This is a genomic window from Cohnella boryungensis (genome assembly GCF_042651945.1).
Taxonomy (GTDB): domain Bacteria; phylum Bacillota; class Bacilli; order Paenibacillales; family Paenibacillaceae; genus Cohnella; species Cohnella boryungensis.
Genome location: NZ_JBHSED010000003.1, coordinates 462459 through 482489, shown reverse-complemented (window position 1 = coordinate 482489; position 20031 = coordinate 462459). Strand labels below are relative to the sequence as shown.

Here is a 20031-nt window from a genome sequence, read left to right as displayed (position 1 = left end):
AGAGGGCGGGTCTTGGCGTTTGAAGATATCGTTATGACGATTGCGGAAGCTCGACGGAAACCTCGCGGCCGGACTCCGCGGAGCGCAGCACGCCGTCGATGATCGCTTGCTGAATCAGGATTTGTTCACCTGGAATCGGCGCGGGACGTCCGTCTCGAACCGCCTCGGCAAAGTCCCGGACCTTCTCGTCGAACAAATCCAGCTTGTGCTCGATGAGCGGAATCGGCGTGTTCGTATGGCCCCCATATTCGTCATGGTACAGCGTAATCGAGCCTACCGAGCCGTCCCACACGCCGGACCAGGGTCCGCTGCCCGCAGGCGTAATCTTAAGGCCCGCATCGGTGCCCAGGAACATCGTCGCTCCGAGCGTGTCCATATGCATCGCCCAGGAAATCTTGAACTGCAGCACGAGGTCGTTCTCGAAGCGCACCATCGCCACTCCGAAGTCTTCCACTTCGAATTTCGAAGCTTCCGGATGGTAGAGCGGATTACGTCCGAAATGACTCGACGTATAAGCGGATACAGTAAGCGGACGAGGGTAGCCCAGCGCGTTCAGCGCCATGTCCAGCGAGTAGCAGCCGATATCCGCCATCGCGCCGGCGCCGGCCAGCTTCTTGCTGATGAAGGTGCCTCCCGGCATGCCGCGGCGGCGGCCGCCTCCGGTCTCGGCATAGTACACTTTGCCGAGCCGGCCGGACTGCACGATGTCTTGCAGCAGCTTCATGTTCGGATCGTATCGCGGCTGGAAGCCGATCGTCAGCATATTGCCGGTGCCGCGCGCGACTTGCGTCATTTCCAGCGCTTCGGCGAACGTCACGGACATCGGCTTCTCCAGAAGCACCTGCTTGCCCGCCTTCAAGGCGTCAACCGTCGTCGCATGATGCGAAACGTTCGGCGTACAGATGCTGACGCCGTCCAGCTCCTGCTCCAGCAGCTTCTGATGGCCGTCGTAGGCCGCCGCTCCCGCGAGTTGCTCCGCTTCGACGAACTGTCCCGCTTTGCCCGGAACGACGTCCGCGACGGCAACGACTTCTACAAACGGCAGCTTGCGATAGGCCGCCGCATGCGCTCGGGCGATTCCCCCGCTGCCGATAATTCCGATCCGCAGATTTTTGCTCATAGATTCTCTTCCCTCTCTGTTGGCAAGTTGATAGTCTTCCCGCGCGCTTCTCCGGCGTGTAGTCGGCGATACGCGCTGGGCGTAACCTCGTATTTGTGCTTAAACACGGGATATAAGTAATTCGGGTTGGCGTAGCCGTGCCGCAGCGCAATTTCCTCCACTGAATCGTCCGTCTGGAGCAACTCAGAGCAGATGGCCGTCAAGCGCACATGCTCCAGATAGTCCCGGAAGGTGGTGTGCCCCTCGCTGCGGAAGATGCGCTGAAGCTGTCTTGGACTAATGCCGATCGACTCGGCCACCTGCTCAAGCGAGATCGGCAAGCTTTCATTATCCAGAATATATTGCGTTGCCAGCTGATATCTGTGAAATCCCATATCCCGCTCCGGGAATGTGATTTTTCCGTCGGGTCGCTCCAGCACGCGGGCTGTCCGCAGAAGAATGCCCACGATGGCCTGCTTCATGAACGTATAGAATCCGGCAGGCTGCTCTTCCCAGATCCGGTACGCCTCCAGAAACCCGCTCATCGCATGGTACCGGTCCGCCATCGGGATCAGGGGCAGCTTCTGTAGAGCCGCTACGCATTCCCGCGCCTCCGCCGCCTCCCGTTCGTCCCCCCAGCCGTCCTTCTGCGCTTCCCCCTCCAGCGGAACGATATCCAGATGAAGACATAGCTCGTACATCGGATCTTCCAGATCGGATTCCTGATAATGCAGCAAGTCCGGCCCCGTCATATAGAAGAGGCCCTCGTGCAAATCGTAGGGCTGATCCGTCAGGATGACCTTGCCCTTCCCCTTCGGAATGAAATGCAGCTCGTACTCGGAGTGCTTGTGGAAATTGATAATGTGTCCCGGCGGAAAAGAAGCGAGATGGCAGCGCAGCACGCGAATGCCGAAGGCTCCCCAGCGGAATTGCAGGTCCAGCCGGTCAAGCGCGTCCTGCTTGCCCGCCATACGAGCGTAAGGAAACGGACCGGGGCTGCCGGAGGCTTTTCTATCGAATGCTTTTCTCGGCGCTTCCTCGCCCTTCTTGATGTGCTCTGCCGCCATGTCGCGCCTCCTCCGCTGCCTTCTTCCGCTTAAGCCAATTCGTTGACGTGAATCGGACGCCCCTCCGCGACAGAACGGTTGGCCGCTTCCATCAACCGGGTCAGATCAATCGCCGCAGCCACATTGTCCGACGCTTCGGTCCCGCTTTGAATATGCTCGACCCATTGATGGAACGCCGACGGCCGGGAAGGCTCAAGCTCAAGCTTCTCCCATTCTCCGCTTCCGCTGTTAGAGCGCAGAACCGGAATCTCCTCCGGAAAGCCGAATAGCAGCGTCCCCTCCGTGCCGTGAAGCTCGATGGAGAACGGGGAATGGCTGTTGACGAATCCCGCCTCCACGATGCCCAGCGCGCCGTCTGCGTAGCGCAGCACGGCGACCGCATTGTCCTCCACTTCTCTGCCCGTGACGTAGCCGTAAGTGGCGTGAACGCTCTCCGGCATACCCAGGAAGCTCCGCACCAGATACATCGGATGACAGCCCAGATCGATCATGGCTCCCCCTCCGCATTGCTCCTTGGAGTAGAAGTGCGGCGGCAGCCAATTCGCGATGGCTCCGTTATGGGACAGCCGCACCCTCGCGAGCGTCAGCTTGCCCAGCCGCCCTTCCTTGACGACTTTGTCTATCGCGCTCGTATATCCCGCGTACAGCCTTGGCAAGGATACCGTCAGCCTGACTCCGGCCTCCCGGATCGACGATACGATTTCCGCCACCTCTGCGCTGGTCGGGGCAACGACCTTCTCCGTGAAGATGTGCTTGCCCGCCTGCGCCGCTTTTACGATCACTTCGCGATGAAGGCTCGTCGGCGCGTCGACGATGACCGCGTCGATGTCCTTCCGGGCAAGCATCTCATCCAGCGAGTCGTAATACGGCACTCCGTACTTCGCCGCCTTGGCTTGCCCGCGAGCGGCTTCTTCGTCCCAGATTGCCGCAAGCTCTGTGGCCGGGTGGTCCACAGCCTGCTCGGTGTATTCGTCCGCATGCACGTGCCAATAGCTGATCTTACCGATTCGAATCATGTTGGCCTCCTTGGCATCTTACTTAAAATATACGACAGTAAATCAAGATTACACAAATCGTTGACCGAATATAATGAGTTTATGTGCCATAAAGACTTTAAAATTGCGACATCAATTCTCAACCTCTCAACCGAATGTCCCAGCTTGATTGTCATCTCCCGAAGGGATACGATTAGGAGAGCAACCACCCTGATTGTCAAAGGAGCTTCTCTTATGGCCGATCTTAAACCGATCATCCATGATCGCATTCAAGCTTATTCCAACCGCCTTACGGAGATCGCAGCGTTCATCGGCGCGAATCCTGAGCTTGGACACGAGGAACGGCAAGCCTCCGCTCTGCTGATGTCCGAGCTGGAGAAGCACGATTTTCGGCTGGAGCGCAGCGTGCTCGGCCTGGAGACCGCTTTTATCGCCGAATACTCCGTCGGCAAGCCCGGCCCGATTATCGCCTTGCTCGCCGAATACGATGCCCTTCCCGATATCGGCCACGCCTGCGGCCATCATCTGATCTGCACGATGGCGCTGGGCGCGGCAATCGGTCTGCGCTCCGTCGCGGATCAAACGGGAGGAACGATCCGGGTATACGGCACACCCGCCGAGGAGACGAAAGGCGCTAAAGTCGACATGGCCGCCGCCGGTTTGTTCGACGATTGCGACATTGCGATTATGGCTCACCCCTATCACGGTTACGAGCGTTCCGGCTCCTCCCTGGCGATGGATGCCTTGCAATTCGAATATCGCGGCAAAGCCGCCCATGCCGCAGCCAATCCCGAGCAGGGCGTGAATGCCCTCGATGCCGTACTCCTGCTCTTCAACGGAGTAAACGCCTTGCGCCAGCAAACCCGGGAGGACGCGCGCATCCACGGCATTATCTCCCAAGGCGGGACGGCTCCGAATATTATTCCGGACTATGCGGAGGCCCGCTTCTACGTCCGTGCGGCCGATCGCGCCTACACGGACGAATTGACCCGCAAGGTAACTGCCTGCGCCGAAGCGGCCGGCATCGCTACGGGATGTGCGCTTAACGTCGTCTCCTACGAATATTCCTACGACGAGCTGCGCACCAATGAAGCCCTGTCAGACGCTTTCACGGCCAATCTGATCGCTTCCGGAATTCCCGAGCAGGAGATTTCGCGGGGACACGATAACGGCTCGCTCGATCTGGGCAACGTCTCATTGCGCTGCCCCGCCGCTCATCCCTATATTAAGGTCGTCAACGAGCCCTACTCGCTCCATAGCCTTGAGTTCCGCGACGCTGCGCAAACCCCTCGGGCTTACGAGGCGATGCTGTTCGGAGCCGCAATGCTGGCCTATACGGCGCTCGACGTGCTTACGGACGAGGACCTGCTTCAGCGCATTAAGACCGAATTTCAGCGATAACCCCCGATAGAGAGACGGGACCTCCAGGGCTGCGGAGTCCCGTCTCTCTATTTTAAATTTCCGTCGGCCTAATGGGATGTAACGCAGCCCGGCTTTATTTGTACTAGAGTTTCCTCTCTATCCTCCGCAGCTCGTCTTGAATTTCCACTTAAATGCGATTTGTAAGCCCTTCATTTCTTTCTTCCAATTAACAAAACCCGACTTGAAAACGTTTTTTTCAACAGTTTTCGTCAAATCCCTCTACATTTCCATTCTTTCCAGCCGATATTACATATTAAGATCCTATAACCATCTAGAGGAGAAACCGCCATGATGAACAACATTTCTGTGAAAACCAAGCTCTTCATTCTCTTATTCGTTCCACTGCTTTTGTTTGCGGGTACGGCGGTTTTTCTGATTCAGTTAAACTCGTCAAACATTAAAAAGCTGACCACCGTGCTCTACGACACCACCTACACCTCTACCGCGCTTATCCTCAATGCCGACAGGGACATGTATCAGGCGCTCTCCGCTTACCAGCAGCTTAGCTCGCAATATGTATCTCCCGAAGACAAAGAAAAAGCCAAGACAAGCTTTGGCGAGAACGTGGTCCAGGCGAAGGAACGGATAGAGCATGCGCATCGAATCGTGATCGATCAAGGCGTCTCCCATCTGACTCTGGTCGCAGGCGGAGAGTCCATAGAAGCCACGCTCACCAACGTCGAGCAGCTCTTCCAGGATTGGGCGAAGATGGTAGAGAGCGAATATCAGCGTCAGACCTTCTCCATCGAGAAAGAATCCGACATTATGCAGCGCTTCGAAACGGCGCGAGGCAACATCAACGATATCGGGGAAATCCTAGAGGCCTATGCCGAGCAAGAGACAAGCGAAATTACCGCCGCTCAGGAGCAAACCCGTACGATAACCTCCATTGTCCTGATCGTTCTGTTCATCACGCTCATCTCCTTCGGTATTCTGCTGATCCGCAAGCTGAGCCGGACCGTCGCTCTCGTACAGACCAAAACGCAGCAAGTCGCGCAGGGAGAACTGAATTATACGCCGCAAAGCAAGTATGACAAAGACGAGCTGGGGCAGATCCTCTTCTCGGTCGATACGATGATCGGCAAGATGCGCGAGCTGATCGGCAGCATCGCCAACAACGCCCAACAAGTCTCCTCCGCATCGGGAGAGCTGGCCCAAAGCGCTCGGGAATCCACCTTGGCCGCCACCCATGTGGCGGAAAACATCCAGGATGTCACGACGTTGGTCGATACGCAGACGACGATCGCTCAAGAGGCGAATACCGCCATGGAGGAGATGGCTGTCGGCGTTCAACGGATTGCCGAAAGCACGAACGTCATCTCCAGCCACTCCATGAACACGACAGAGATGGCAGAGGTCGGCAGCGTGAAGCTGGCAAAGCTGAAAGAACAGATGGAGCTGATGTCGGCCGCGATCGGCGACCTGAGCCGCACGGTAGGCGTGCTTAGCGATAAATCCGATAAAATCGGCGATATTACGGACAAGATTACGGCGCTTGCCAACCAGACCGGCATTCTTTCGCTCAACGCCTCGATTGAAGCGGCCCGGGCGGGAGAGCACGGCAAAGGCTTCGCCGTCGTCGCTCAGGAAATCCGCAAGCTTGCGGCGACCTCCCTGGAGTCCGCCCAAAGCATTCATGAGCTGATCGGCGATACCCGGAATGAAATCGGACATGCGTCCGAATACATGAAAGCCACGATCTCTCAGAACGAGCAAGGCGCAGCCACGCTTGTGGAGGTCGCATACGGCTTTGAAACGATCGTGGAGTCCATTAAAGAGGTTTCCCGGCAGCTTCATGACACTTCCGCCGTGACGGAACAGATGTCCGCTAGCTCCGAGGAAGTATCGGCCAGCATGGAGCAATCGGCCGCATCGGCGAAAAACATCTCCGACAAGGCTCAGAGCGTATCTGCCGCCACGGAAGAGCAGCTTGCTCTTGCAGAGAACATCTCCCACGCCACCGAGCAGTTGCAAGCTATCGTACAAGCGCTGAACAATTCCGTTCGGTACTTCAAGCTCTAGGACCCTTATGTTCCGGTCTGGGCCATCCCGCTTGCTGCCTCTCATCCTCGCCCCAGTCTTCCGGTCACGGATGCAGGGACCTCTGGCACGACGATGTTCCTAAAGGAGCCTAAGCCCATTCTCCCGATTTCTTGGGAATTGTTTCTATCGGCCTCTAGTTGCTGTAAGATGTCGTAGACGGATATGCATTTTCCTGTCTATTACACCTATGGGGTTGATTGAATTGAAGCTGATTCGCACGATGTTAATACTGACTCTCCTTGCCGTCTTTACTCTTCTCGCCGCTTGCGGCTCATCCGATGATCCGAAGGAAACGTCCTCTGCAAGCCCATCCGCACAGGCATCGCCGTCTGCCGCGGAGAACGGGGGAAGAGCCACGATAACCAAAGAGCAGTACGACAAAATCAAAAACGGAATGACCTATAAAGAAATTATCGAGATTGTCGGGGGAGAAGGCGAGCTCGTCTCGGAGTCGGGCAAGGAAGGCGACGACCTCTATGCAACGGCGGTTATGTACCAAGGCAAGACGGGCACCGCCAGCTTTGTCTTCCTGAAGGACGAGCTGCAGACGAAATCCCAGTTCGGCCTGGAATAAACAAGGACATCCCAAAAGCGTTCATATGAGATGGGAACGTCCCGCGTTTGCAACCGAAAGGACCTCAAATTCCACAACGTGGGAGCTGAGGTCCTTTTCTCTAGGAAAGTCTATTCTTTAATCAGTCTGGATCGATAAGCCATGGCCAGCCCGGCAGCAGCCGCACTGAGCATACACCCCAGCAGGTAGGCTGCGTGCGGGCCCGTATGATCGATCATCCACCCCCCGGCTACTCCGCCGATAATGCCGCCGAGTCCCATAAAGATAGCCAGATAGAGAGTAATTGCAGTGGCAATCAGCTCCTTAGGGACGATTTTGTAGATATATCGGGTTGAAGCAACCAGAAACACCGAGAAGGTCGCCATATGAAGCGCTTGTCCGGCAATCACAAAGCCTGAATGCTCCGCCAGCCCATAGATCAACCACCGGATCGCATAACAAATGCAAGCGATAATGACAAAGCGGATTTCATCGTACTTGTCCATCAGCTTGCTTAGAAACAACAGCGAAATCATGGAGCCGGCAGCCGACACCGTCCAGCCTAAGCCGGCAATCGTCCCTGTCGCGCCAAGCTGCCCGAGATAAATCATCAGGTAGGAATCATTCATCCGATGCGGAATGCTGACCAGCAAAATGATTATCAAATAGAGGAGAAATGTCCGATTGGAAAAAAGCTTAGCAAAGCTCTGCATCGTCATCGGCTTTGCTTCCCTCTGGGCATCCGGCGTTCGCAGAAGCAGCAGCAGACCGCAAAGCAGAAGAAACCCGTACATCCAACCCAAATACCTCATCCCGTAATATTGAAGGACAAAGCCGATGACCAGCGTCGTCGTCCCTACCCCCACCTCGCCCCATAAGCGGATGGCACCATAGTTCACCTTATTGTCATTCGCATACTTAACGAGCAGACTTTCCAGCAATGGAGTAGCCGCCGATACGAAAAACATGAATAACCCCAAGAATAGCATAATGCTTAGCATCGTATGGGACATGAACAATGGGATCGTAAGCAGCAGGCCTGCTCCAACCAGAAGCACGATGACTTTCTTGATCGTTTTGTTCCGATCGCTGACGACTCCCCAGAAGGGAGGAGCGAAGATGGAGACCAGCGCTCCCAATCCCACCACGACGCCAATTTCACTATGACTAAGCCCGCGAAATTGGAAATACAAAGGAAAGCAAATGCTGATCCCCGCACTGGCGGAAAACAAAAAGAAGGTGACGAGTGCAAGCCTGACCAGTTGAATCCCCTCCAACGCTCGGCTGCCTCACGCTATCTGCCGAGCCAGCCCCCATCGACGGCAAGCAGGTGTCCATGGATATAGTCGGAAGCAGAGGAAGCCAAAAACACGATGCTGCCCTTCATATCCTCGGGCGATCCCCATCTCCCCGCCGGAATACGCTCTGTAATCTGTTTGTTGCGCTCTTGATCGGCAAGCAACGCTTCATTCATATCCGTAGCAAAATAGCCTGGAACGATGGCATTCACATTAACCCCATACTTCGCCCACTCATTCGCAAGCGCTTTGGTCAGCTGTCCGATGCCGCCTTTGGCTGCCGCATAGGCCGGAACCGTTATCCCGCCCTGATAGGTCAAGAGCGATGCCAGATTAATGATTTTCCCCTGCCGACGTTCGGTCATATGACGACCGGCGGCCTGACAGAGAAGCCACACTGCCTTCAGGTTCACCTGGAGTACATCGTCCCAGTCTGTCTCGGCAAACTCAACAGCCGGGGCACGACGCTGTACCCCGGCATTGTTGACTAGAATATCGACCTTGCCGAAATGAGAGATCACCGCCGGGATCGCTTGCTTCACCTGATCCATATGCGCCAGATCGCAGGGAACAACGATACAGTCTCTGCCCAAGCTTTCAATGACCGCTTTCGTCCCCTGATCCTCCGGCTCCCGCTGCAGCAGCGCCAAGTCGGCTCCAGCCTCGGCAAGGGCGATCGCCAGCTGTTGACCTATGCCTCGCGTTGCCCCTGTCACCACCGCAACCTTGCCCGCCAAGTTAAACATCGATTCGCTCATCTCTCAAGCAACCCTTTCGCTCCTGTTAGGAATAACGCGCGACGACCATTTTCTTGCGGGTATAAAATTCAACGCCGTCCTTGCCGTTCGCATGTAAATCGCCGTAAAATGACTTCTTATAACCCGAGAAGGGGAAGAATGCCATTGGAGCCGGAACTCCGACATTAATGCCCAGCATGCCCGCATCAATATTCTCGCGATAGTGGCGGATTGCCTGGGCGCTGTCGGTGTACAACACCCCGCCGTTGGCAAATTCCGATTGGTTGGCAACCTCAATGGCTTCATCCAGACTGCTGACGCGGACAACGGATAAGACTGGCGCGAATATTTCATCCTTCCAGATTTGCATTCCCGGCTTCACGTGATCGAACAAGGTCGGCCCCACGAAGCTGCCCTTCCCTTCCGATTCAGGAGCCTGTCGGCCATCGAGGACCAGCGAAGCTCCCTCCTGCTCGCCGATCCCAATGTAGGACACTGTCCGCTCCTTATGCGCATCGCGAATAACAGGACCTAGAAATACCCCCTGCTCTAGCCCATTTCCAATTTTGAGCCGGCTCGCCGCCTCGGTTAAGCGAGACACCAGCTCGTCCCCGACGCTTCCTACCGCCACGACTACCGAGGTTGCCATGCAGCGCTCCCCTGCAGAGCCGTAAGAAGCATTAATAATTTCCTTGACGGTCAACTCCAGATTCGCGTCCGGCAGCACGATCGCGTGATTTTTGGCGCCTGCAAGCGCCTGCACGCGTTTCCCATTCGCAGCCGCACGCTTGTACACGTATTCCGCGACAGGCTGAGACCCGACGAAGGAAATCGCCTTGACATCTTCATGATCAAGCAGCCCGTTTACGACATCCTGAGCGCCGTGAACAATGTTGAACACCCCGGCGGGAAGCCCGGCTTCAGCCAGCAGCTCGGCAAGCCGATTAGCCAACAGCGGCGTTTTCTCGGAGGGCTTCAGGACGAAGGTGTTGCCTAAAGCAAGAGCGAGCGGGAACATCCAGCAAGGAACCATCATCGGAAAATTGAAAGGCGTAATGCCGCCGATGACCCCGATCGGGTAGCGGTACATATGAGATTCGATTTCTGTTGCAATGTCCGGCAAGGTGCTGCCCATCATCAAGGTCGGCGCTCCCGAGGCAAACTCCACATTCTCGATGCCGCGCTGCACCTCTCCGTAAGCTTCTCCGTAGCTTTTGCCGTTCTCCTGAGTAATCAGTCTCGCCAGCTCGTCCCAGTGCTTGACCAGAAGCTGCTGATAATTAAACAGGATTCTGGCCCGCTTCGGAACAGCTACCCTCTTCCAGTCCTGAAACGCTGTATGGGCAGCTTCAACTGCCGAATCCAGCTCCGCGCGGGAGGAAATCGGGACGATTGCGATAGGCTCCCCTGTTGCAGGGTTCGGAATGACGTCTGTTGTCCCGCTGGTTGAGGCTACCCATTGTCCGCCGATGAAGTTATGCAAGGTTGGAATTGACATTGGACAGGCTCCTTTAATTTGCGCTCTGAATAAGCGCTTGAATTTTTTCTATTGTAGGCATAGCGTCCGAGCTGCTGTGGCTGGAGACGACAATCGACGCGGATGCCGCGCCCAATCGCTGGCTCTCTTCGACGCTTAGCCCATTCATCAATCCATATATAAATGCGCCTGCGAACGAGTCGCCCGCACCGAATGTTTTTACCACATTCGCTTTATAGGTAACGCCTTTCAGAACCTGGCCGTCCCGAGTGAACGCCGTAGAGCCTGCTCCCCCATGCTTCACAAGTACAATCTTGGCTCTATGCTCGAACCACATATTCGCGGTTTCTCGGTCATCTCTGGCTTGTCCGGCAAGATCCTCTAGCAAATCGAACTCTTCGCGCCCGCCCAGAATAATGTCGCTCTTCTCCGCGACCAGCCGGCAGTATGCGCCGACCTCCGCCAAGGAAACCCATGTGCGGGGGCGATAATCGATATCGAAAATCACAACGACATCGTGTTTCCTCGCATATTCAAGAGCGATGAACACGGCTTCGCGCGAAGGGCTTTTGGCTAACGCCGTACCGGAGATCAGAATGGCTTTCGCCCGCTTGATATAAGCTTCGCTGACATCGCCCGGCTCCAGCTTCAGATCGGCGACATTGTCCCTGTACATAAGAATGCTGCATTCCTCCGGGGACTTGATTTCCGTGAAGACCAAGCCCGTGACGCTGCCCGATAGATCCTTGACTACATTTGACGTATCTACGCCGCATTCTTGCAAATAATTCATGATAAATCTACCATGCTGGTCGTCTGCAATTCTTCCGATAAACCCGGTCTTTTTCCCCAGCTTGGACAACGCTATGGTTATATTCGCAGGAGACCCGCCTACATACTTCGTAAACGTCCTCGTCAGCTCCATCGGTCTGTTGATTTCGTTGGCATTCAAATCGATGCACAGGCGACCTACGCCAATCAGATCAAGCTCGCGGTGCTGCTGGAATTGTATCAAGCTCATGCCGTTTCTCCCTCCTGACCCTAATCTCTACTTCATGAACAAAGGTATCAGCCGTTCGTGGTCCTTATCGTTATGGAATTTCCACGTGCGAACCGGTCCAGCCATGACGTTCAAGTAATACAGCTCAAAGCCAGGGGGCGAGGATACGGGATGATAGCCTTTAGGCACCAGCACCACGTCTTCGTTGCAGATCGCCAGCGCTTCGTCCAAGGAGCGATCGTCTGTATAGATCCGTTGAAAGCCAAAGCCGCCTTCCGGATTCAGACGATGATAATAGGTTTCTTCCAAATGAGACTCATGCGGCAAGTTCAAGGTATCATGCTTGTGCGAAGGGTAGCTGGACCAATTGCCGCCAGGCGTATACACCTCGACAACCAACAAGCTGTCCGCTTCCTGATCCTCCGGCAAAATATTGTGGACAAGACGCTCGACCGGACCGGAGCCCCGCGTCAGCACGCCGACATTCTCAGGCGCAATCAATCGGGCCTTGTACGTGCCTTTGCCCGGAGAGGAACAGATGGCGATTTCCAGCTCCGTTACCGCCTCAACGCTATACTGGTCATTGGAGGGAATATACACTGAAAATGCCGGCGTTTTCTCGAAAATATTCATTCGTTTGCCGATGTCCCGCCATTGCTCATGCTTCGTGCCTACATTCGCTTTGCCGCTCAGCAGGACGATACATACCTCGCGGTCCTCCGTCTGCCGCTCCAGCCTTTGACCGATGCCCAGCTTGTAAATCTGAAAGCCGACATACTCCCACCCGGCGGATTCGGGGGTTACCGTAAGCACCTGACCCGAAGCATCCGGTTGCGTAGCGCTCTTCACAATATAAGGTGATGTCATAGGTGCTCTACCTCGTCAATCTCTAGTTTTTTTCTGTACGCCGTTCCGGTTGCTTACTTCACGCTTCCCGCAGTCAAGCCTTGTAGGAAATACTTTTGCAGGAAGAGGAAGACTAGAATCAGGGGTACGCTAGCCATGAAGGACAGGGCCATCAACGCATTCCACTCTGTCGCGAATTCCCCGATCAGCATTCCGATTCCAATCGTTAAAGGCCTGACGTTAACGGAGTTCGTAAGCACGACGGCAAACAGGAATTCATTCCAGGCCAGAATGAAGGTGTAGACGCCTGTTGCGATCAAGCCCGGCAAGCTTGGCGGCAGAATAATAAGGAAGAAGGTCTTGAAGGGCCCGCAGCCGTCAATTGTCGCAGCTTCATCCATCTCCTTAGGGATTGTGGCGATGAAATCGCGCATCATCATAATGGAGAAGGGCAGCGAGAACGAGGTATAGGCCAGAATCAGCGCAATATACGTGTTGTACAGACCGACGCTCGTAATGAACAAGAAGTAAGGAATGCTGAGCAGAACCATTGGAAACATTTGCGTAAGCAGGATATAAATAAGCGCGCCATTTTTGCCTTTGAACTTAAAGCGCGTAAAGCCATACCCCGCCAACGAGGCGAACAGAATACAGATGGCGGTTACCGACAGAGCAATGATGTAGCTGTTCACAAACAGGCGAAGCAAGCTCTTGTTGCCGAATACCGTTCTAAAGGCGTCAAGCGTAGGATGCTCCGGTATTAATTGCAAGGGCATGGAGAATACATCCGGATTGCTGCGGAACGCAATACTGATCATCCAAGCAATCGGAACCATCAGGATGCTGCCGAGAACGACAATAGTCAAATAAGTGGAGACTTGATTGCGCCTTCTCAATGGTCATTCGCCTCCTTCCTGAGTGATGCCCTTAAGTACAGGATCGACGCTGAAATCATAATAAGGAGCATAATAATCGCAGCGGCGGAAGCATAACCGAAATTAAGCTTTCGGAATGCAAAGTGATAGATGAAGGTGGACATGACCTCCGTAGCGTTCATTGGCCCGCCGCCCGTCATCAGGAACACGAGATCGAAGGAACGGAAGTTCCAGATCATCTCCAGCATAGCTACCGTGAGCAGTATGCTCTTCAACTGGGGAATCGTGATATATCGCAAGCGATGCATAAACCCTGCCCCATCGATTTCGGCAGCCTCGTACAAATCCTTGGAAATCGTCTGCAGGCCGGCAAGAAACATCAGCATCATGAACGGAAAGCTGCGCCATATATTCGCGAGCACAACGCCGAACATCGCCGTGCTTTCTTCGCTCAGCCACGCTGTCTGACCAAGCGATTCCAAGCCAATGGATCTCAGAAACCAATTCAACAAACCGAAAGGACTAAGAATCAATATCCATGTTGCCGCAATGACAGTGGACGAGGTTAGCCACGGGAACATCAACAACGATCTGTAAATAGCGCGGAACCTCGTATTAATAGGCTGATTCAACAGAATTGCAAGCGTTAATCCAAGCACCAATCCGCAGACGACGCTGGCAATTGTAAAAACGGCCGTATTGCTCATGGCATTCCAGAACAAAGGATCGTTGATGATCGCTTCGTAGTTGGAGGCGCCTGCAAATACCGGGTTTGCCTTATCGGAATAATCAAAAAAGCTCATTTGGATAACTTGAAATAAGGGATAACCGGTCAGCAGCAGCAGCAGAATCATTGCAGGCATTACGAAAGACGCTTTTATAAAGAAATCCATTAGTCCTTGGGATCGAGAACGACCGGAAGACTTCAGGTGATTTTCACTGTTGGTGTGGGATTGTTTCATCCAGCATCCTCTCTTCCTGAGCAGGGAACTCCGACGGAGACGGAGTTCCCCTTGTTCTCAAGTATCGCTTACGGTTCTCTTACAGCCCTGCTTTAACGAAGGCAGCATCCCAATAGGCCGCGGCATCTTCAAGCGCTTTCTGCGCCGTTTTCTTATCCGTCAGGAAATTTTGCACCTCGATCGTAAATTGCTTCCTCAGATCCGTAGCATCCGGCAGGAAATTATCAATGACTTCTACATTCTTAGCGCTATTGTGTTGGTCGATAAACACCTTCAGGTACTCATTGCTTTGGAAATACTCGTCCTGCATCGTCTGCTTGTTATACGGGAAGAAGTTGGTCGCCTTATCCCACAGCAATTGACCTTCCGCACTGCCCATGAATTCGATGAATTTCCACGCTGCGTCCTTATTTTTTCCTTTTGCCGCCAAGGTCAGGACAGAGCCTTGCGCAATCGTCCCGGTCGTTTTACCTGCAGGCATTGGAACAACGCCAAATTCCAGATTCGGATTCGCTTTTTTCTGAATAGCGACACCCCATGGCCCCTCGAACATAAACGCAATGTTGCCTGCGCTGAAGTTGGCCCTCTTCTCTTTCTCGCCGGCAATCAGCTCGCCTGGCGTCATGACCTTAAGCTCTTTAACCAAGCGTTTGTAGAACTCCAGCGCTTGCACGCCTTCCGGACTATTGAATGCCGCACGGTTGTTATTAATGATTTTGCCGCCTGCTTGCAAGATATAAGGGAAAATTTCGTAGCTGATGACCGTTGGCGGATCCGCAACCAGATTACCTGTCATCGCATATTGATTTTTACTCGCATCCGTTACTTTGACGGCCGCCGCTTCGAACTCTTCCCAGGTTGTTGGCGGCTGCACGTTGGCGGCTTCGAGAATTTTCTTGTTGTAGAACAAGCCCATATTGCCGAACGTTACCGGTACGCCGTAAAGCTTGCCTTTCCAAGGAAGGAACATCGGACCTTCTAGCGCGTCCTTGTATTCTTGCGGAAGCTTGGCAACATACTCATCTATTGGAGAAATAATCCCCGCATCCGCAAATTCAGTTACCCACGCTCCGCTTGCTGTAATAATATCCGGGGGAGAGCCCGCAAGATCAAGGGCAAGAATCTTGTCATGCTCCTGTGCGAATGGAAGATCATCGATAATCAATTCTATTTCCGGATACTTGGCTTCGAACGCGGCCTTAACTTCGTTGATCTTGTCCGGTCCCTGCTCGCTCACCCAGTGCTGCAGCCAGTGAATTTGTGTCCTTTCTCCTTCTTTGGCTGTGTTCTGCTCTTCGCCTTTGTTAGACCCTGTAGAAGGCGGCGAGCAAGCGGCCAACAATAATACCATCGCTGTGATTAAGCCCAACATGCTTTTCACTTTCACATAAAACTCCCCTTTGTGACTGGATTATATTGTTGCTACAGTGAAACCGGTTCAGGGACTTGTCCATCTACTAAAGGCAACATATATTCTCTAAATGCCCGGGTAGGCATCTGTTGCTCGGCATCCCAGAACTCGGGAGGCAAATATCTTTCCTTGCCGGCGATATCGTCCAATTCAATCCATTCAATGTCGCAATAATAAGGGTCGTTGGAAACTCGCCTCAATCGCACCATTCCGCCCGACAAGCCTTCGGAAGCAAATCTGACGGCTTCTGCTCCAAGCCTGTAGGCCTCCGTCATATCGCACCGGGAAGCCATCCCGCTCATGCATCTGTAGAGTACGCCCGGAGCTGTGACACGAGTTTTCAAGCCGAGACGCTCGCGAACCGCTGCGGCAAGATGCCCGCTGATTCCCGTATTCAGACGTTCGCGAATTTGTTTGTTCCCGGCCTGATCTGACTGAATATTCCGAAATTTTATGTGATCCGGAATGACTGCCATGACCTGTCCATAACTGAGATAAGCTTCTTCCAGCTGCGCAAGAAAGTGCTCCACATCCGTTTCATGCTTTGGCATATAGACGAGCTGCGGGTAAGCGCTTGCATTTTTCTTGCCCAAAGCGCTCGCTGCGGCCAGCCATCCCGCATTTCCCCCCATGACTTCTACGATCCCGACCTTGTCATAGGCCTTCATGGAAGCCATATCCATTCCAATCCACTGAATCATGTGAGACACCAGTTTTGAAGCGCTTGCAAAACCAGGCGTATGATCTGTTCCTAACAGATCATTATCTATCGTCTTGGGAATGTGGACAAACCGAATGTTCTTTCCCATCGATAGAGCAAGCTGATGCAAGGCTTTTACCATCCGAGACGAGCCATTCCCCCCGATAAAGCAGAAAATAGTTACCTGAAGCTGCTCTAGTCGATGAATAATTCGCTCAAAATCGCCGTCTGCAAGCAAGTAATGGGAGGCCCCAAGCACGGAGCCCGGCTGGAGGGAAGCTTGCTCAAGCTCCGCCAGCCTCCCCTCCAGCAGGACAAGCTGCTCGTTCAGTATGCCTTCAATGCCATTGCGAGATGCGTATACATGATTGATGCCTTTTAATCTCACAGCCTGCTCGACCGCCCCCTGCAAGGACCTATTAATTACAGGAGTCGGTCCGCCAGACTGTGCAATCAGCACATTCACTTGAATGTCACCTCCTTTCCGCGATCATGACGCGGCATTTAGCCTCAAGCAGCGCTTTCGTTTCCGCAGAGATCCCATCGTCCGTAATAATCGTATGATGCTCCTCGATCTTAGAAATCTGGAAGGAGCCGATGACATTAATCTTCGAAGAATCCACCAGCCAATAGATTTCTTTGCCCGACTTAAGAAGCACTTTCTTGACCTCGGTTTCCATAATATCCTCATCCGTAACTCCATGAGTCAGAGAAACTCCGGACGAACCGATAAAGACCTTCTCCGCATATATGCTCATTAGGCTTTGTTCAATAAAAGGACTCAGCAAGGTTGTTGTTCTCGACCGAAACACCCCGCCGGTAATAATCGTCAGAACTCCCTCCTTATCCTCCAGCTCTTCCGCAATATTAATGGCCGATACAACTGCCGTCAGATTTTTACGCTCCGGCAAATTTTTGGCTACCTGTATCGTTGTCGTTCCGGCATCGATGATAATCGTTTCCCCTTCATTGACAAGCGATGCGGCCAGCTTTCCAATCGCCTCCTTAGCTTCCGAATTACGCGTCAGCTTCATCGTGAACCTCTCGTTCAGATAAGAGGTTTTCTTCTCCGAGCCTTCTTCAACCAGTTGGGCGCCGCCTCTGATTCTAACGAGCAGATTCGTATTGTTCTCCAGAAAGCTTAAATCCCGGCGAGCCGTTATCTCGGAAATCTGCAATTCGTCCACGATTTCTATGATACTTATCGTTTTCTTTGCCTTTATCATTTCAATAATCTGATCATGCCGTTTTTTCAAGATCACAATTTGTCACCTTTTCTTTTGAGTTAATCCAATAATGATCATTTTGTGATCGAATCTGTGATGTCATCAGTATATAATGATCGTTACGGAAATGTAAAGCGCTTTCTTTTTAATTTTTATGATTGTAAAATGTTTTGTAATCGCTTACTATTGGGGTGTAATTGATCGAAAACGATCAAATGGACAAAACCCCACCTATAAGGAGTGAAAAAATGACTAGGACCAGATCGGAAATTGATCAGTTGTCGATCAATACCATTCGAATGTTAGCTATCGATGCTGTTGAACACGCCAACTCCGGTCACCCCGGCATGCCATTAGGTGCATCCCCAATGGCCTATACGCTATGGACACGAATACTTCGTCAGAACAGCGCCAATCCAAAGTGGTTCAACCGTGACCGCTTCGTCTTATCGGCGGGCCACGGCTCTATGATGCTGTACAGCTTGCTTCATTTGAGCGGTTTTGATGTTTCCATTGAGGATATTAAGCAATTCAGGCGCTGGAACAGCAAAACACCCGGTCATCCGGAGTTCGGTCACACCGAGGGAGTAGAGGCCACAACGGGACCGCTTGGCCAAGGAATGGCCATGTCCGTCGGAATGGCGCTTACAGAACGGTTTCTTGCGGCTGTCTACAACCGCCCCGACTATGAGATCATCAACCATCACACGTATGCCTTATGCGGCGATGGAGATCTAATGGAAGGAGTCAGTCAGGAAGCCGCCTCAATTGCGGGACATCTCAAGCTGGGACAGCTTATCGTCCTATACGATTCCAACAGCATCACTCTGGATGGCGAAACCGATCTATCCTTCACCGAGGACGTGAAGCTGCGCTTCCAGGCCTACGGCTGGCAGGTCTTGCAGGTGCAGGACGGCAATGATCCGGACGCAATCGAAGCCGCGATTCTGGAAGCCAAGCAGGACAAAGGCCGGCCGACGCTGATCGAGATTAATACAGTCATTGGTCACGGCAGCCCGAATAAAGGCGGAAAATCCGCTTCGCACGGCTCGCCGCTTGGCAGCAGCGAAGTCAAGCTTGTACGCGAATTTTACAATTGGACCCATGAACCGTTCCATGTTCCGGAAGAAGTCCGCGATCATTTCTTGCAGCTTAACAAGCATGGCATTCAAGCCGAAGAAGAATGGAACCAGCTATGGGAGCAGTATAGCCAAGCTTATCCGGAGCTTGCAGACCAGCTTCGGCTTGCTATAGACGGCAAGCTTCCGGCTAACTGGGACAAGCACTTGCCCGTCTACTCGCCGGATCACAAGCCCATTGCAACTCGTCAGGCATCCGAAGATATTCTTAATGCGCTAGGAGACACGCTCCCCAATCTGTTAGGCGGATCGGCTGACCTGGCCTCCTCCAATAAAACTCTGTTGAAGCAATCGCCAAATTACTCGCCCAAGCAATACGAAGGCCGCAACATCTGGTATGGCGTTCGGGAATTCGCAATGGGCGCCATAATGAACGGGATACTGCTGCATGGCGGAGCTCGCGCATATGGCGGTACATTTCTCGTCTTCTCCGATTATATGCGTCCGGCCATGCGGCTTTCGGCCTTGATGGGGCAGCCTGTAATCTACGTATTCACGCATGACAGCATCGCCTACGGAGAGGATGGACCGACACACCAGCCGATTGAGCACATTCCCTCCTTGCGACTGATTCCGAACATGCTCGTGGTTCGCCCTGCCGATGCCAACGAAACCGCGGCCGCATATCGCTTAGCGCTATCTCAACACGATCGACCCGTATCGCTTATTCTTTCCCGCCAGGATCTCCCCGTACTGCCGGGGACAGCCGAGCATGCCGATCAATTGTCGAACGGAGCTTACGTCCTTGCAGATGCAGAGCACGGAGAACCTGATCTGATCCTGATTGCCTCTGGCTCCGAGGTCAATCTCAGCCTGCAAATTCGCGAGCAACTCAGCCAGAGAGGACTCGGCGTCCGTGTCGTGAGCATGCCTTGTCGGGAGCTATTCGACTTGCAAAGTCAAGCTTACAAAGACACAGTCCTCCTTCCTTCCGTCGTCAAACGTGTTGCGCTCGAGATGGCGCATCCATCCGGCTGGGAACGATATGTAGGCTTCCAGGGCCTGACCTTCGGAATAGATCGATTCGGCGCATCCGCGCCCGGGGACCACATGATCGAACAATTTGGGTTTACGGCCAGCCGTCTCGTTCCACAGATCGAAGCTTACATGAAAAAATAGGATAAAATCTCCACGCCTTACTAACAGCATTCTAACATACTCTATCATAATCGGAGTGATTC

The 20031-nt window shown here is 53.4% G+C and carries 17 protein-coding genes; 4 read left to right on the top strand and 13 right to left on the bottom strand.

Annotated elements, in window-relative coordinates; genetic code table 11:
• Nucleotides 1-31 precede the first annotated feature (31 nt).
• From ACFO1S_RS03315 to ACFO1S_RS03305, 3 genes are read right to left on the bottom strand one after another with little or no spacing between them, the layout of a single operon-like run.
• A complete protein-coding gene (locus ACFO1S_RS03315; RefSeq protein ID WP_204600665.1) occupies nt 32-1120 on the bottom strand; it encodes a Gfo/Idh/MocA family protein in 1089 nt (362 codons plus the stop codon).
• A complete protein-coding gene (locus tag ACFO1S_RS03310; RefSeq protein WP_204600666.1) occupies nt 1117-2166 on the bottom strand; it encodes an AraC family transcriptional regulator in 1050 nt (349 codons plus the stop codon). Before ACFO1S_RS03310 ends, ACFO1S_RS03315 begins: the two co-directional genes overlap by 4 nt.
• Before the next feature lie 29 nt (nt 2167-2195).
• Entirely contained in the window at nt 2196-3182 is a 987-nt protein-coding gene (locus tag ACFO1S_RS03305; RefSeq protein WP_204600667.1) for a Gfo/Idh/MocA family protein, read from the bottom strand.
• A gap of 213 nt (nt 3183-3395) precedes the next feature.
• Here ACFO1S_RS03305 and ACFO1S_RS03300 point away from each other — a divergent pair, with 213 nt between their 5' ends.
• From ACFO1S_RS03300 to ACFO1S_RS03290, 3 genes are all read left to right on the top strand, one after another.
• Nucleotides 3396-4562 carry a M20 family metallopeptidase gene (locus ACFO1S_RS03300; protein ID WP_204600668.1) on the top strand — a complete coding sequence of 389 codons (1167 nt, stop codon included), beginning with the start codon at nt 3396-3398 and terminating at the stop codon, nt 4560-4562.
• Nucleotides 4563-4871: 309 nt separating this feature from the next.
• Nucleotides 4872-6605 (top strand): methyl-accepting chemotaxis protein, encoded by a 1734-nt coding sequence (locus tag ACFO1S_RS03295; protein WP_204600669.1) that lies wholly within the window; start codon nt 4872-4874, stop codon nt 6603-6605.
• A 223-nt stretch (nt 6606-6828) separates the two neighbouring features.
• Nucleotides 6829-7200, top strand: a complete 372-nt coding sequence (locus ACFO1S_RS03290; protein WP_378126232.1) for a DUF3862 domain-containing protein — start codon at nt 6829-6831, stop codon at nt 7198-7200.
• Between the two features lie 110 nt (nt 7201-7310).
• Here ACFO1S_RS03290 and ACFO1S_RS03285 read toward each other — a convergent pair whose 3' ends face one another.
• The 10 genes from ACFO1S_RS03285 to ACFO1S_RS03240 all read right to left on the bottom strand — a co-directional run bounded on the left by ACFO1S_RS03285 (nt 7311) and on the right by ACFO1S_RS03240 (nt 17747).
• Nucleotides 7311-8456 carry an MFS transporter gene (locus ACFO1S_RS03285; protein WP_204600670.1) on the bottom strand — a complete coding sequence of 382 codons (1146 nt, stop codon included), beginning with the start codon at nt 8454-8456 and terminating at the stop codon, nt 7311-7313.
• Nucleotides 8457-8473: 17 nt separating this feature from the next.
• Nucleotides 8474-9235 carry an SDR family oxidoreductase gene (locus ACFO1S_RS03280; protein WP_204600671.1) on the bottom strand — a complete coding sequence of 254 codons (762 nt, stop codon included), beginning with the start codon at nt 9233-9235 and terminating at the stop codon, nt 8474-8476.
• Between the two features lie 25 nt (nt 9236-9260).
• Nucleotides 9261-10712: a CoA-acylating methylmalonate-semialdehyde dehydrogenase gene (locus ACFO1S_RS03275; protein WP_204600672.1), complete on the bottom strand. Its 1452-nt coding sequence runs from the start codon at nt 10710-10712 to the stop codon at nt 9261-9263.
• 13 nt (nt 10713-10725) lie between these two features.
• A complete protein-coding gene (iolC, locus tag ACFO1S_RS03270) occupies nt 10726-11712 on the bottom strand; it encodes a 5-dehydro-2-deoxygluconokinase (protein ID WP_204600673.1) in 987 nt (328 codons plus the stop codon).
• Nucleotides 11713-11739: 27 nt separating this feature from the next.
• Nucleotides 11740-12558: a 5-deoxy-glucuronate isomerase gene (iolB, locus tag ACFO1S_RS03265; protein ID WP_204600674.1), complete on the bottom strand. Its 819-nt coding sequence runs from the start codon at nt 12556-12558 to the stop codon at nt 11740-11742.
• A 53-nt stretch (nt 12559-12611) separates the two neighbouring features.
• Nucleotides 12612-13433 (bottom strand): carbohydrate ABC transporter permease, encoded by an 822-nt coding sequence (locus ACFO1S_RS03260; protein ID WP_204600675.1) that lies wholly within the window; start codon nt 13431-13433, stop codon nt 12612-12614.
• Complete coding sequence (locus ACFO1S_RS03255) at nt 13430-14275, bottom strand: carbohydrate ABC transporter permease (protein ID WP_204600676.1); 846 nt, start codon at nt 14273-14275, stop codon at nt 13430-13432. Before ACFO1S_RS03255 ends, ACFO1S_RS03260 begins: the two co-directional genes overlap by 4 nt.
• Before the next feature lie 178 nt (nt 14276-14453).
• Nucleotides 14454-15746: an ABC transporter substrate-binding protein gene (locus ACFO1S_RS03250; RefSeq protein ID WP_378126292.1), complete on the bottom strand. Its 1293-nt coding sequence runs from the start codon at nt 15744-15746 to the stop codon at nt 14454-14456.
• 50 nt (nt 15747-15796) lie between these two features.
• Nucleotides 15797-16951 (bottom strand): diphosphate--fructose-6-phosphate 1-phosphotransferase, encoded by a 1155-nt coding sequence (locus ACFO1S_RS03245; RefSeq protein ID WP_204600678.1) that lies wholly within the window; start codon nt 16949-16951, stop codon nt 15797-15799.
• Between the two features lie 7 nt (nt 16952-16958).
• Nucleotides 16959-17747, bottom strand: coding sequence for a DeoR/GlpR family DNA-binding transcription regulator (locus ACFO1S_RS03240; protein WP_378126228.1), 789 nt, complete (start codon nt 17745-17747; stop codon nt 16959-16961).
• 212 nt (nt 17748-17959) lie between these two features.
• Between ACFO1S_RS03240 and tkt the strand changes: the two genes are divergently transcribed.
• Nucleotides 17960-19969, top strand: coding sequence for a transketolase (gene tkt, locus ACFO1S_RS03235; protein ID WP_204600680.1), 2010 nt, complete (start codon nt 17960-17962; stop codon nt 19967-19969).
• Nucleotides 19970-20031 lie beyond the last annotated feature (62 nt).

Bases quoted from the DNA above. Each gene is read 5' to 3' on its own strand.
- ACFO1S_RS03315 (WP_204600665.1), bottom strand. From the start codon at position 1,120: ATGAGCAAAAATCTGCGGATCGGAATTATCGGCAGCGGGGGAATCGCC.
- ACFO1S_RS03310 (WP_204600666.1), bottom strand. From the start codon at position 2,166: ATGGCGGCAGAGCACATCAAGAAGGGCGAGGAAGCGCCGAGAAAAGCA.
- ACFO1S_RS03305 (WP_204600667.1), bottom strand. From the start codon at position 3,182: ATGATTCGAATCGGTAAGATCAGCTATTGGCACGTGCATGCGGACGAA.
- ACFO1S_RS03300 (WP_204600668.1), top strand. From the start codon at position 3,396: ATGGCCGATCTTAAACCGATCATCCATGATCGCATTCAAGCTTATTCC.
- ACFO1S_RS03295 (WP_204600669.1), top strand. From the start codon at position 4,872: ATGATGAACAACATTTCTGTGAAAACCAAGCTCTTCATTCTCTTATTC.
- ACFO1S_RS03280 (WP_204600671.1), bottom strand. From the start codon at position 9,235: ATGAGCGAATCGATGTTTAACTTGGCGGGCAAGGTTGCGGTGGTGACA.
- ACFO1S_RS03275 (WP_204600672.1), bottom strand. From the start codon at position 10,712: ATGTCAATTCCAACCTTGCATAACTTCATCGGCGGACAATGGGTAGCC.
- iolC (WP_204600673.1), bottom strand. From the start codon at position 11,712: ATGAGCTTGATACAATTCCAGCAGCACCGCGAGCTTGATCTGATTGGC.
- iolB (WP_204600674.1), bottom strand. From the start codon at position 12,558: ATGACATCACCTTATATTGTGAAGAGCGCTACGCAACCGGATGCTTCG.
- ACFO1S_RS03255 (WP_204600676.1), bottom strand. From the start codon at position 14,275: ATGCCTGCAATGATTCTGCTGCTGCTGCTGACCGGTTATCCCTTATTT.
- ACFO1S_RS03250 (WP_378126292.1), bottom strand. From the start codon at position 15,746: ATGTTGGGCTTAATCACAGCGATGGTATTATTGTTGGCCGCTTGCTCG.
- tkt (WP_204600680.1), top strand. From the start codon at position 17,960: ATGACTAGGACCAGATCGGAAATTGATCAGTTGTCGATCAATACCATT.